At 72.6% G+C, this 12,522-nt stretch carries 14 protein-coding genes; 4 read left to right on the top strand and 10 right to left on the bottom strand.

The features are described from left to right. Positions 1-41: 41 nt before the first annotated feature. Positions 42-236, bottom strand: a complete 195-nt coding sequence (locus tag GCE86_RS00975; RefSeq protein ID WP_154225147.1) for a hypothetical protein — start codon at positions 234-236, stop codon at positions 42-44. A 374-nt stretch (positions 237-610) separates the two neighbouring features. Between GCE86_RS00975 and GCE86_RS00970 the strand changes: the two genes are divergently transcribed. Both GCE86_RS00970 and GCE86_RS00965 read left to right on the top strand, forming a co-directional pair. After that, positions 611-1,936 carry a CAP domain-containing protein gene (locus GCE86_RS00970; RefSeq protein ID WP_154225146.1) on the top strand — a complete coding sequence of 442 codons (1,326 nt, stop codon included), beginning with the start codon at positions 611-613 and terminating at the stop codon, positions 1,934-1,936. Between the two features lie 148 nt (positions 1,937-2,084). Next, entirely contained in the window at positions 2,085-2,951 is an 867-nt protein-coding gene (locus GCE86_RS00965) for an endo alpha-1,4 polygalactosaminidase (protein ID WP_154230278.1), read from the top strand. A gap of 13 nt (positions 2,952-2,964) precedes the next feature. On the opposite strand, the gene GCE86_RS31520 is transcribed toward GCE86_RS00965, so the two are convergent. Beyond that, complete coding sequence (locus GCE86_RS31520; RefSeq protein ID WP_167537016.1) at positions 2,965-3,138, bottom strand: hypothetical protein; 174 nt, start codon at positions 3,136-3,138, stop codon at positions 2,965-2,967. Positions 3,139-3,517: 379 nt separating this feature from the next. Between GCE86_RS31520 and GCE86_RS00960 the strand changes: the two genes are divergently transcribed. After that, positions 3,518-3,676, top strand: coding sequence for a DNA-binding protein (locus GCE86_RS00960; RefSeq protein ID WP_341874574.1), 159 nt, complete (start codon positions 3,518-3,520; stop codon positions 3,674-3,676). Between the two features lie 54 nt (positions 3,677-3,730). Then, positions 3,731-4,030, top strand: a complete 300-nt coding sequence (locus tag GCE86_RS00955) for a hypothetical protein (protein WP_239542798.1) — start codon at positions 3,731-3,733, stop codon at positions 4,028-4,030. 109 nt (positions 4,031-4,139) lie between these two features. Here the strand turns inward: GCE86_RS00955 and GCE86_RS00950 are convergent, their stop codons facing one another. The 8 genes from GCE86_RS00950 to GCE86_RS00915 all read right to left on the bottom strand — a co-directional run bounded on the left by GCE86_RS00950 (position 4,140) and on the right by GCE86_RS00915 (position 12,388). After that, a complete protein-coding gene (locus tag GCE86_RS00950; protein WP_154225145.1) occupies positions 4,140-4,604 on the bottom strand; it encodes a hypothetical protein in 465 nt (154 codons plus the stop codon). 195 nt (positions 4,605-4,799) lie between these two features. Next, positions 4,800-6,305: an MFS transporter gene (locus tag GCE86_RS00945; protein WP_154225144.1), complete on the bottom strand. Its 1,506-nt coding sequence runs from the start codon at positions 6,303-6,305 to the stop codon at positions 4,800-4,802. A 173-nt stretch (positions 6,306-6,478) separates the two neighbouring features. Further along, a complete protein-coding gene (locus GCE86_RS00940) occupies positions 6,479-8,698 on the bottom strand; it encodes an MMPL family transporter (RefSeq protein ID WP_154225143.1) in 2,220 nt (739 codons plus the stop codon). 236 nt (positions 8,699-8,934) lie between these two features. Then, positions 8,935-9,792, bottom strand: a complete 858-nt coding sequence (gene mutM, locus GCE86_RS00935) for a bifunctional DNA-formamidopyrimidine glycosylase/DNA-(apurinic or apyrimidinic site) lyase (RefSeq protein WP_154225142.1) — start codon at positions 9,790-9,792, stop codon at positions 8,935-8,937. After that, complete coding sequence (gene rnc, locus GCE86_RS00930; RefSeq protein WP_154225141.1) at positions 9,785-10,558, bottom strand: ribonuclease III; 774 nt, start codon at positions 10,556-10,558, stop codon at positions 9,785-9,787. Before rnc ends, mutM begins: the two co-directional genes overlap by 8 nt. Next, on the bottom strand, positions 10,555-11,538 hold the full coding sequence (locus GCE86_RS00925) for a phosphate acyltransferase PlsX (RefSeq protein WP_239542837.1): 984 nt from the start codon (positions 11,536-11,538) through the stop codon (positions 10,555-10,557). The genes rnc and GCE86_RS00925 overlap by 4 nt, the downstream gene beginning before the upstream one ends. A gap of 107 nt (positions 11,539-11,645) precedes the next feature. Next, positions 11,646-11,819 (bottom strand): 50S ribosomal protein L32, encoded by a 174-nt coding sequence (rpmF, locus tag GCE86_RS00920; protein WP_091096818.1) that lies wholly within the window; start codon positions 11,817-11,819, stop codon positions 11,646-11,648. Positions 11,820-11,824: 5 nt separating this feature from the next. Continuing rightward, on the bottom strand, positions 11,825-12,388 hold the full coding sequence (locus tag GCE86_RS00915) for a YceD family protein (protein ID WP_154225139.1): 564 nt from the start codon (positions 12,386-12,388) through the stop codon (positions 11,825-11,827). Positions 12,389-12,522: the final 134 nt, after the last annotated feature.

Below are 12,522 nucleotides of genomic sequence, written 5' to 3'. Positions count from 1 at the left end.
GTTTTCTGTGTGGTGCGATTCAGTTTTCCGACGACCGGAGATCAGGTCAGCGCGGGCTCGGCCAGACGGATGAGGTCGTCAGCCTCAGCCGCAGCCGCCGCAAGCCGATCGTTGTCGGCGCGCAAACGCGTGATCTCGAACTCCAGTGCCTGAACCCTGGCACGCAGTCGGGTGACCTCGTCGAGCAGACGCCGGTCGGGCGCTGCACCTACGTGGCCGTAGAGGGCCTTCGCCATGCTGACTCCTTGATATGCGCTGCCGGAAAGGCCGGCCAACGCGCGCCCACTGATGTTCGCGGCTGCCATCCCCGCGAAATCCGGGCATGGCTGGGCGCGACTGGCGACACCTATATATTGAGCCGAACCCCCCTCCTTCGTCAAGTTCCCGCAGGCCGTAGATCATCTCTACGTCCACCGGTCCACTTGTCGGGGGGCTGCCACAAGGCGCGGACACGCTCTGTCCGGACGCCTTTACTGTACGCCCGGGAATGTGTGAACGCCTCACCCTTGCTGTCTGGTTCCCCTTAACTCTTTCTTAGCCACGTTGCCGCAGCTCGCGGCGCGCCCGTAGCGTCACTGCGGCCCGCAACCGACCCGTGGAGGGGACAGGCGTGTACCGCTGGACCGACCCGATCGAACCGGATGGCGTTCCCCGACGCCCCGAGCCGCCGACCGACGAGGGACCGGCCTGGCTCACCGACCGGCCCGAGCCGCGGTCGTCGTACCTCTTCGGGGACGAGCCGGGGCAGTCCGGCCCGGACCGCACCGAGCCGCACACCGGCGCCTGGGGCGCCGACGCCCCGGCCACGCCCTGGCGGGACGACCACACTCCCGAGCGCACCGGCCACCTCCCCACCGCCGGCGCCGGGACGCACGGGTGGGCCGACGCCGGGCGGTACGCCGACGCCGACCGGACCGGGTACTCCCCGGCCGTCGAGCCACCGGCGTACGGCCCGGCGGCCCACCCGGGCGGCCCCTACGAGCAGGCCCCGATGTCGCCCTACGAGCGGTCCGGCGGCTGGCGCCCCGAGGAGCAGCACACCGCCTGGCAGCAGCCCGTGGACGAGCGGGCCGGCGCCTGGCAGCCGAGCGTGGACGAGCGGCCGGGCGCCTGGCAGCCGGTCGCCGACGAGCGGCCGACGGGCGCATGGCAGCCGGGCACCGGCGCGGCGGACGACGACACCGGCCGGCACCGGGAGCGGCGCCGGCTCCGGCGTCCCCTGCTGATCGGTGGCGCCGCCGCCGCGGCGACCCTCGTGGTGAGCCTCGGCGTGGGCGCCCTGGTGCTGCCCGACGGCGACCAGCCGACCGAACCGACGTCCGCGGACAGGCCGGTGGCCGCCGCCCCGCTCGCGACCGACGGCGCCGAGGACGCCCCGGCCGACGCGCTCGCGCCGGAGTCGGCCAGCCCGAGCGCCGCGCCGACCACCGCCCGGCCGACCCCGAGCCGGAAGCCGACCCCGAAGCCGACCCGGACCACCGCCCCGTCCCGGCAGCTGCCGCGGAGCACCGCACCGAGCAGCACGGGCGCCACGACGGCCTCGGCCAAGGGGCTCACGGCGGAACTGCGGGAGGTCGTCGACCTGGTCAACCAGGAGCGGGCCAAGGCCGGCTGCAAGGCGCTGACCGTCGACGACAAGCTGACGCTCGCCGCCCAGCGGCACAGCCAGGACCAGGCCGACCACAAGAAGATGTCGCACGACGGCAGCGACGGCAGCGACGTGGGCGACCGCCTCGACCGGGTCGGCTACGCCTGGCGGTCGTACGGCGAGAACGTCGCCTGGAACCAGCAGAGCCCGGCCGCCGTGATGGACGCCTGGATGAACTCCCCGGGGCACCGGGCGAACATCCTGAACTGCTCGTTCACCGAGATCGGTGTGGGCGTGGCGCGGAGCAACGGGCCGTACTGGACGCAGGACTTCGGCACCCCGCGCTGACCCGCGCGTCGTGACCGGGCCCGCGCTCGTTGACCGGGTGAGGTACGCCGGGGACGCCTGAGCCGTGCCGGCCCCGCGCCGGCGCACCGGGGCCGCCGGAGACGTACCGGCAGGGGGCGGGGTGCCGCCCGCGACCCGGGAGCTGTCGATGCGGATGCGGCCGGCGTGGGCCGTGCCGCCCCGGGCGGCCCGCGTCCGCCGACGCGGGCCGCGCCGGGGCGTTGCGGTGGTGCTGACGGCGCTGCTGCTCGCCCCGGCGTCGGCCTGCCAGGAGCCGATCGTGCCGCCCGGAGCGCCCACCCCGTGGCCCTCGGCGCACGCCCGGGACTGGCAGTGGCAGTGGCAGCTCACCGGCCCGGTGGACGTCACCGTCGACGCCGACGTCTTCCTGCTCGACCCGGTGCGTACCACCTCCACCGAGACCGGCGCGCTGCGCGCCCGCGACCGGCGGCTGGTCTGCCAGGTGCGGGTCGGCACGTACGCGACCGGCGATCCGGACGCCAGCCGCTTCCCCGCGGCGGTACGCGGCGCGGCGGTGCCCGGCCGGGCGGGCAGCCGGTGGCTGGACGTCCGCGGGTGGGACGCGCTGGAGCCGGTGCTGGCCGACCGGTTCCGGCTCTGCCGGGGCAAGGGCTTCGGAGCGGTGGCGCTCGACGATGCGGACGGCTACCTGCACCGCTCCGGCTTCCCGCTCACCTTCGACGACCAGTTGCTGTTCAACCGCAGACTGGCCGAGCTGGCGCGGCGGCTGGACCTCTCCCCCGGGCTGGTGGACGACCTGCCGCAGGTGGCGGCGCTCGCCCCCGACTTCGACTTCGCGGTCAACCAGGAGTGCGTCCGGCGCGGCGGGTGCGACAAGCTGCTGCCGTTCGTGGATGCGGACAAGCCGGTGTTCCATGTGGAGTACGCGGGCGACCCGGCAGAGTTCTGCGTCACCACGGTCGGCTACGGCTTCGCCTCGATCCTCAAGGACCGCAAACTCGACGCCTGGCGCGAACCCTGCACGCTGCCCTGAGGTGGCATCCCGGTCAGATCGAACGACGTGCGAGGCGCGGCCGCCGTGGTGGTCGCAGGTGCCTCTCCTTGTGCTGCCGGACCATCTCGTCCCACACCTCCTGCGGGAAGTCGGGGTCCGGCGCTATCCACCTGTGCGAGTTGTCCGAGTAGTGGAACTTCTCGTCACCCGGCCTGAGCACGCTCACGGCATCCAGCCGAGGAAGCGACGATAGAGCGAGCCGGCCGGAGCCCAACCCATGTCCTGAGTGGCGGACACCAGGTGCGAGGCCATGTAGAGGGAGAGAGACAGCGGGGCGTTGTCGTACTCGGCGAGCAGTTGCCGACGGCGCGTGGGACAGGGCCAGGGCAGGCTGCACCCCGAGCAGGTCCAGATCGGTTGAATGGGTCCGTGATCAGTCATGGACCGGGCAGGTCTCTCGCGGCATACGACCACGATGCCGTTCAACCGACCGGTTAGTCAACTGGCAATAGCCAATAGACTAGCAGCCATCGACCTACGTTCGGGCCATAGACCGAGGGCCGGGGCAGCTCATGGGGCCCTACGAGATTGCCCAGCGCCTAGGCGTGTCGCGGCAGCGGTTCCAGCAGCTCGCCAGGTATCCCACCTTCCCGAAGCCGTACCAGGAACTGCGCGGCATGAAGGTGTGGCTGGCCGACGACATCGAGCGCTGGATCAAGGAGTACCGCCAGCCCCGCCCCACCGAGGACGACACACCGGCCTGATGCCGGACAGCGCACATCCGCCGACCAACTCATGCTGTGCCACAGGATGACGGGGTGAGTCCCGAGATTCTGTTGGCCAGCCTGGTGCGTCGGAACCCGGGACTGGTGCGCGAGGCACTGCCCACCGTGCTGCCCTGGGTGCGGTTCCTCCCTCCGGTGGATGCCAATCAAATGGCCGACGAAATCGTTGCCACAGCGGAGGCCGCCGCCGCGGGCAACACGTCGCCGGTATCGCAGTTGGTCACCGAGTGGCGGCACACCGCCGAGATCCACGCCGACCACAATCTGCACCGTGTCCTGGCCGCGCCCAGCGCCGACGACTTCGGGCCGGTCGCGCGCTCAACCGGCGAGTGAGTGCGAAGCGAGGCGACCGGGCCGCGCCACCACCACGCCCCGGCTGCTACACCCTGCGGTTCGCCACGAACGACCCGGGAGCCGGCAGCAGCCAGGGACGATAGTCGCCTCAGCCGTTGCTGGGACTGGAGATTCCTCGTTGCGCGAAGGACGCTGCGACGTCGTCGAAGCACTTGACGGCAAGCTCCAGCCGCGCAGCGGCATCCGACAGCGGCAGATCCACCTGGGGGTTGTACCCAGGTAGGCCCGTGATCGACTGCACAGCTTCGCCGAGTTGATACATGGCCGTGACGACTGTCCGAGCATCTGCGCCTCGGTACCAGTAGGGAACCGTGATCCCAGCCTCTGCTGGGTAGTAGCTGAGCTGGATGCCGGTCGGCTCGTGGGTCAGCTCGTAGTTGTGGTCCCCCTCGAAGACGGAGACCTCACCCAGCACCTGCCGTGCCGCCGCCACCAGCCGAGCCCACACCTCGCCGCTGGGGCGCTCGTCACCGTCGGCATCCTCTGCCGCCTCCAGTGCGTCATCCCAGGACTGGTCGTCCCTTCTGGGCACAAAGATCAGGTCGTAGCTCATGGCGATGGACCGTACCTCCCGCCGGCTGGCGGGAAGAAGGGCCAGAGCCCGTCAGAGCGGAAGACGAGCCCCATCGAGTACAGGAACCGGGAGCCGGCGGCAGCCGGGGAAGGGTGCGGTGCGCGTACCCCTGGGAAAGCGACACCGCCCCCGGCCTGGAGGGGCGGGGGGCGGTGCCTGGGGGAACGGCGGAGGTCAGCCGGGAGCGCCGCCGGTGACCGGTGCGGGGGTGCCGGCGTCGCGCTGCGACGGGATGCCGGCGTGCTCGGCGCTGAGCGGGGTGGCCAGGTCCTCCAGGGACTTCCCCTCGGCCTTGACGCCGAGGGTCAGCTCCACGAGGCCGCCGATGATCATCACGGCGGCGCCGACCACGAAGGCGATAACGGTGTCGCCGACCTTGCCGGTGCCGACCAGCTTGGCGAAGAGCAGCGGGCCGGTGATGCCGCCGGCGGCGGTGCCGAGGGCGTAGAAGAACGCGATGGCCATGGCCCGGGTCTCCATGGGGAAGATCTCGCTGACCGTCAGGTACGCGGCGCTGGCGCCCGCCGAGGCGAAGAACAGCACCACGCACCAGCAGGCGGTCATGGTCACGGCGTTGAGCACGCCCGAGTGGAACAGCCAGGCGGTGCCGAGCAGCAGCACGCCCGAGCCGATGTACGAGCCGGCGATCATGGGCACGCGGCCGACGGTGTCGAAGAGCCGGCCCAGCAGCAGCGGGCCGAGCAGGTTGCCGACCGCGATCACCGCGAAGTAGTAGCCGCTGTTGCCCGGCGGGACGTCGAAGAACGTCTGGAGGATCTGGGCGAAGCCGAAGGTGATCGCGTTGTAGAGGAACGCCTGACCGATGAAGAGCGCGAAGCCCAGCGTGGCGCGCTTCGGGTAGCGGGCGAACAGGGTCTTGGCGATCTCCAGGAAGTTGGTGCTCTTCCGCTGCTTGATCTCGATCCAGTTGTCCGCCTCGGTGAGGTCCTTGCCGGTCTCCCGCTTCACCTCGGCCTCGACCGAGTCCACGAGATGGTTCGCCTCGTCGGCCCGGCCGTGGATGAACAACCAGCGTGGGCTCTCGGGCACGTGCCGCCGGACCAGCAGGATCACCACGCCGAGCACCGCGCCCAGGCCGAACGCCACCCGCCAGCCGAGGTTGGTGGGCAGGCCGTTGAGCAGCGGCACGGTCAGCAGGGCGCCGAGCGCCGCGCCGAGCCAGAAGGTGCCGTTGATGATGATGTCGATGCGGCCGCGGTGCCGCGCCGGGATCAGCTCGTCGATGGCCGAGTTGATGGCCGCGTACTCGCCGCCGATGCCCATGCCGGTGAGGAACCGGAACAGGAAGAACCACCAGGTGTCGAAGGACAGCGCGGTCAGCGCCGTGGCGACCAGGTAGAGCCCGAGGGTCAGCAGGAACAGCTTCTTGCGCCCGAACCGGTCGGTGAGCCAACCGAAGAAGAGCGCACCGGTGCAGGCACCCGCCACGTAGAGGGCGGCGGCCAGGCCGGTGACCTGGCTCTGGGTGATGCTGAGGCCGCTGCCCTCTTCGGCGAGCTTGCCGGACAGGTTGCCGACGATGGTCACCTCGAGGCCGTCGAGGATCCACACCGTTCCGAGGCCGATCACGATCATCCAGTGCCAGCGGGACCACGGCAGCCGGTCCAGGCGGGCCGGGACGTTGGTCCGTACGGTGCCGGTCCGCACGTCGGTGCTCATGACGCGCTCCGGGAGGCTGCGGTGGCCGGGGCGCGACGACGGGCCGCCGGCGTGAGCTGTTCGTCCATGGCGGCCCAGATGCCCCGCCTCCGCGGCCGTTAATCCTGCCGTGACAACCCGGTCACAGGACGAAGGGCGGACCGGACCGGCCCGCCCTCCCCCGTCCCGTCGGCTCAGCGGGCGCCGACCAGCTCCGGCGCCGGCGCGGGCGGCTCGGCCGGCGGGGTCGCCGCCCGGCCGCGCAGGAACCGCGGCGCCCACCAGTTCGCGTCGCCCAGCAGGGTCATCAGCGACGGCAGCACCACCGCCCGGATGATCGTGGCGTCCAGCAGGATCGCGGCGGCCAGCCCGATGCCGAGCTGCTTGAAGTCGATGGTGCTCAGCGTCGCGAAGATCGAGAACACCCCGACCATGACGATCGCCGCGCTGGTCACCACCCCCGCCGACGAGGTGATCCCGTACGCCACCGCGTCCTTGTTCGACATCCCCTGGCGGATCCCCTCGCGGATCCGGCTGACCACGAAGACGTGGTAGTCCATGGAGAGCCCGAACAGCACCACGAACAGGAACATCGGTAGCCAGGTGACGATCGCGTCCATCGAGGTGAAGCCGAGCAGCCCCTCCGCCCAGGTGCCCTGGAAGACCAGCACGAGCAGGCCGTACGCGGCCCCGGCGGAGAGCAGGTTCAGCAGGATCGAGGTGAGCGCCACCACCACGGACCGGAAGGTCCACGCCATCACCAGGAAGGTCAGCGCCAGCACGAAGGCCGCCACCAGGGGCAGCTTGGCCCAGATGTGGTCCGCGTAGTCCTCGCTGGCCGCCACGCCGCCGCCCACGGCGTACTCGACGCCGGGGATGCCGTCCAGCGCGGCCGGGACGAGGTCCTGGCGCAGCTCGTGCAGGGACCGGGACGCCTCGTCGGTGCGGCTCGCGTACGGCGTGGCCACCTCCAGCACCGACACCCGCCGGTCCTCCGACACCTTGATCTTCGGGCCGTCCCCCTCGGCCGGCGCGAAGAGCGGGTCGGTGGCGGCCCGGCCGGCCAGCGCGGTGAGCGCCGCCTTCACCCGGTCGGCCTGGTCGGCGGGCGCCCGCACGGCCACGGTGTGGCTGGTGCCGTTGCTCGGGAAGGCCGCGGTGAGCCGGTCGTACGCCTGCATGGCCGCCGTGGTGCGGGGCACGTCCTCCATGCCCGGGAACTTCAGCTTCATGCCCAGTGCCGGGGCGGCCAGGGCGAGCAGCAGGCCGACCGAGACCACCAGGGTGGCCAGCGGCGCGCGCAGCGCGGGCTTCAGCACGGCCGGCCAGAAGCGGGGCCGGGCCGGCTGGCCGTGCCGCCCGACGCGCGGCGCGGTGAGCCGCCACAGCAGCGGCACCCGGGGCCGGTCGACCCAGCGGCCCAGCTTGGCCAGCAGCGCCGGGAGTACGGTCAGCGAGCCGATCACGGCGACCGCGACGACCAGGATCGAGCCGACGGCGAGCGACGAGAAGATGGCGTCCTGGGCGAGCAGCAGCCCGGCCATCGAGATGATCACGGCGGTGCCGGAGACCACCACGGCGTGCCCGGAGGTCTCCGCCGCGATCTCCACGGCGTCGAGCCCGGAGCGGCCCTTGGCCCGTTCCTCGCGTTCTCGCCGGACGTAGAAGAGCGAGTAGTCCACGCCGACGGCCATGCCGATCAGCAGGATCACGCTGGCCGTGGTGTCGGTGGCCGGCACCAGGTGCGAGGCGAGGGTGGAGAGCCCCATGGCCGCGGCCACCGAGGAGAGGGCCAGCAGCACCGGCACGCCGGCCGCGATGAGCGCCCCGAACGCGATGATCAGGATGGCCAGGGTGACCGGCAGGCTCAGCAGTTCGGCCCGCTTGAAGTCCTTGCCCAGGGTGTCGTCGAGCGCCTTGCCGATCGACGGGCCGCCGACCTGCTCGACCCGCAGCGCCGGGTGCGCCTCCTGGACCTTCGCGGTGGTGTCGCGCAGCGGCTGCACCCGGTCCGCGGCGGTCTCCGGGTCGCCCGACATGGTGATCGGCACCAGCAGGGCGTTGCCGTCCCGGGACGGCATGGGCGCGCCCACCGAGGTCACCCCGTCGACCTGCCGCAGCCGGGCCGCTGCGTCGTCGGCGGCGGCCTTCGCGGCGGCCGGGTCGAGCTTGCCGGAGCGCGGGGTGATCAGCACGTTCTCGGTGGCCGGCTCGTGGAAGCCGCCACTGTCGACGATCAGCTGGGCCCGCCCCATCTCACCGATTGCCTGGTCGTCGTCGGTCGCCTCGTTCAGGCCGGCGGCGTTGCCACCGACGAAGCACACCGCCACGAACACCACCCAGAGCGCGATGGCCCGCCACGGATGCTCCGCACTCCACCGTGCCAGCCGCACGGTCACCGGTCGCCTGCCCATATCCGGGATCCCCCTCCAGACGTCGGCCCTGTGCCGACGTCTGCTGACGCTAGGGAGCGGACCGCGCCCGGACATCGGGGAACGGCCCCCGCTCGTCCCCCATCCGTCCGGCTCCGGCTGGGCGGCCGGAACCGCGTCGGCCAATCGGACATAAAGGACTTTTCAGGGTACGACCGGGGGACCCGCCGGGCCGTTGCCGGTGCGGCACACCGGCGCAACCCCGAGCCGGCTCGGGGTCATCCCCGGAGGGTGCCCCGGGGGCGCGGCTGGCAGCGCGGGCAGCTGTAGGAGGAGCGGTTCATGAACGCCTCGCGCCGGATCGGCGTCCCGCACCGCGGGCAGGGCTCCCCCTCCCGGCCGTACGCGTTCAGCGACCGGTCGAAGTAGCCGCTCTCGCCGTTGACGTTGACGTACAGCTCGTCGAAACTGGTGCCGCCCTGCTTGATCGCCTCGCCGAGCACGTCCCGGACGTGGCCGAGCAGCCGGGTGGCCGCGGGGCCGGTCAGCGCGTCGGTCGGCCGGGCGCCGTGCAGCTTGGCCCGCCAGAGAGCCTCGTCGGCGTAGATGTTGCCGACACCGGAGATCAGCGTCTGATCGAGCAGCGCGCGCTTCACCTCGGTCCGCCGCTTCCGCAGCGCCGCCACGAAGCCGGCGTCGGAGAACTCTGGGTCCATCGGGTCCCGGGCGATGTGCGCGATCTCGGCCGGCAGCTCCGCCCCGCCCTCGGAGACCGACAGCCCGCCGAACGTGCGCTGGTCGACGAAGCGCAGCTCCGGGCCGTCGTCGGCGAACCGGAACCGCACCCGCAGGTGCAGCTCGTCGGCGGCCCCGACCGGCTGGAGCAGCAGCTGGCCGGACATGCCGAGGTGCCCGATGAGGGCGTCTCCGCTGTCCAGCGGCAGCCACAGGTACTTGCCCCGGCGCCGCACGTCGGTGATCGTCCGGCCGGTCAGCACGTCGGCGAAGTGCTCGCCGCCCGGCTCGTGCCGGCGGACCGCCCGCGGGTGGCGCACCTCGACGGCGCTGATCCGCCGGCCGATGACCCAGTCGGCCAGCCCCTGCCGGACGGTCTCGACCTCGGGCAGCTCAGGCACGGCCCGCACCGGCCTCCGCGGCCTCGTCCGCCGCCTTCGCGGCGGCCTCGGCCTCGGCCTGCTCGGTCAGCGTGCGCCAGGCCGACTCGGCGGCCCGCTGCTCGGCTTCCTTCTTGCTGCGCCCCTCCGCGCCGCCGTAGCGGTTGCCGGCCACCACCACCCAGGCCGTGAAGGTCTTCAGGTGGTCCGGGCCGGTGCCCTCGATCCGGTACTCGGGAACGCCCAGCCCCAGGGCGGCGGTCAGCTCCTGGAGGCTGGTCTTCCAGTCCAGGGCCGCGCCCCGGCCGGCCGACTCGGCCATCAGCGGGTCGAACAGCCGGTGGATCACGAGGGCCGCGGTGTCCAGGCCGTACTGGAGGTAGATCGCGCCCAGCAGCGCCTCCAGGGTGTCGGCCAGGATGCTGGCCTTGTCCCGGCCGCCGGTGGCCTCCTCGCCCTTGCCCAGCAGCAGGTACGCGCCCAGCCCGTCCGGGCCGAGGCCACGCGCCACGTCCGCGAGGGCCCGCATGTTGACCACGCTGGCCCGCAGCTTGGCGAGCTGCCCCTCGGGCAGGTCCGGGTGGTTGTGGAAGAGCGCCGTGGTGATCACCACGCCGAGGACCGAGTCGCCGAGGAACTCCAGCCGCTCGTTGGTGGGCAGGCCACCGTTCTCGTACGCGTAGGAGCGGTGGGTCAGCGCGCGCTCCAGCAGTTCCGGGTCGAGCGACACCCCGAAGGCCGCCTCCAGGTGGCCGACGGGAGCACGCCGCCGCTTGTCGTTGGTCATGGTGCTACCTCGGTGTCGTTGCGGTCAGGTGCGGGATCGTGCGGGACGGCGTCGAGCACGGACGAGACGGTGTCGGTGGCGCCCCGGCGCCACAGGTGGGCGGCGAGGGCGATGCCGGAGGCGACGTCGTCGGGCTGGGCCGCGCCGTGGCAGACCACCACGGTGCCGGCCACCCCGAGCAGGGCGGCCGCCCGTGGCGCGCCGCCGCTCGCCGGGGGCCCGCCGGCCATCGCGTACGCGCCTTCGATGGCCTTGAGCAGCACGTTTCCGGTGAAGCCGTCGGTCACCACCACGTCGGCGCGGGCGCCGACGCCGATGTCGTACCCCTCGACCAGGCCCACGTAGCGGGCGCCGCAGGGCAGGGGCACGGCGGCGAGGGCGGGGTCGGCGGAGCGGCGCAGCCGGTCGCCCTTGCCCGCCTCGGTGCCGACGGAGAGCAGCCCGACCCGGGGCGCGGTGACGGCGTGCGCCACGGCCGCGTAGGCGGCGCCGAGCACCGCATGCCGGGCCAGGGTGGCGGCGCCGGGTTCCAGGGTGCCGCCGACGTCCAGCAGCACCACCGGCCCCTCGACGGCGGGCAGGGTGGCGACCAGGGCGGGCCGGCGTACGCCGGGCCAGCGACCCAGGCCGAGCGCGGCGGCGGTGACGGTGGCGCCGGTCGAGCCGGCGGAGACGATCGCGTCGGCGATCCCGTCGCGGACGGCGTGCACAGCCGCGCGGACGGTGCTCTCCCCGCGCGCGGCGGTGGGGTGGTCGGCCATGCCGACGGCCGTCCGCACCGGGCGGACGGTGACCCGGGAGCGCTGCTCCGGGTCGAGCGCACCGATCAGCCCGTCGGCGACCTCGGTGGGGCCGACGAGCAGCAGGTGCAGGTCTGGGTCGGTGCGCACCGCCCGCAGAGCGCCGTCAACCACGACGGCGGGAGCATCGTCCCCGCCGAGGAGGTCGACGGCGATCCGCGCGGTGCCCGGCTCCGTCAGTGCGCCGGCCGAGGAACGGCCGGCGGCGGAGGGAGCCGGGGCACCGGGCGAGAGCCGTGGCGCGTGCGTGACCCGACCTGTGGTCGGGGACGTCACTCGGCGTCCGGTCAGACCTCGAGGACCTGACGGCCGTTGTAGGTGCCGCAGACGGAGCAGGCGGCGTGCGGCAGCTTGGCCGACTTGCACTGCGGGCAGGCAACGGTCGCCACAACCGCAGCCTTCCAGTTCGCCCGGCGGGCGCGGGTGTTGCTGCGCGACATCTTGCGCTTGGGGACGGCCACGGTTCTTACTCCTCTGTACGGGTCAGTTGCGACAGGCCCGCCCAACGCGGGTCGACCTGCTGGTGACTGTGGTCGGCCGGCAGATCGTCCCAGTGCACCCCGCAGTCGGGGCACAGGCCTGGGCAGTCCTCCCGGCAGAGCGGGTTGGTCGGCAGTGCGAGCACCACCGCATCCCGCAGTGCCGGCTCCAGGTCGATCAGATCGCCCTGCATCCGGCCCACCTCGTCCTCGTCGGTCGTGTCGTCCGTGGTGCTGTTCTCGTACGCGTACAGCTCCTGGATCGTCACGGCCACCGATTCGTCGATCTCGCGCAGGCAACGCCCGCACTCGCCCTTGACGGGACCGGTGACGGTCCCGGAGACGAGCACACCCTCGGACACCGACTCCAACCTCAGGTCGAGGTCGAGGTCCGCACCCTCCGGTACGGTGATCAACTCCACGCCGAGGTCCGCCGGTGCCGGCACGACGCGCTGGAGCGTACGCAACGCGCCAGGCCGACGCGGCAGGTCCCTCGTGTCGAGGACCAGCGGCGACCTGGGGTCGAGTGTGCTTGGCGTGTGTTTGGGCATAGTCAGACTCCGGCCGGGTGAGAGGCCGACAAAGAAGGTTACCTGGACGACCGGCGCACCGTCGAACCGGGGCGTCGTCCCTGGCCCGTCGACTGCCGGCTGTCGGCCACCGGCCCGCGTGCCGCTGGCAAGGG

The sequence above is a fragment of the Micromonospora terminaliae genome (assembly GCF_009671205.1).
Taxonomy (GTDB): domain Bacteria; phylum Actinomycetota; class Actinomycetes; order Mycobacteriales; family Micromonosporaceae; genus Micromonospora; species Micromonospora terminaliae.
The sequence above is the reverse complement of the archived record's forward strand: the minus strand, read 5'-3'. Positions and strand labels throughout refer to the sequence as shown.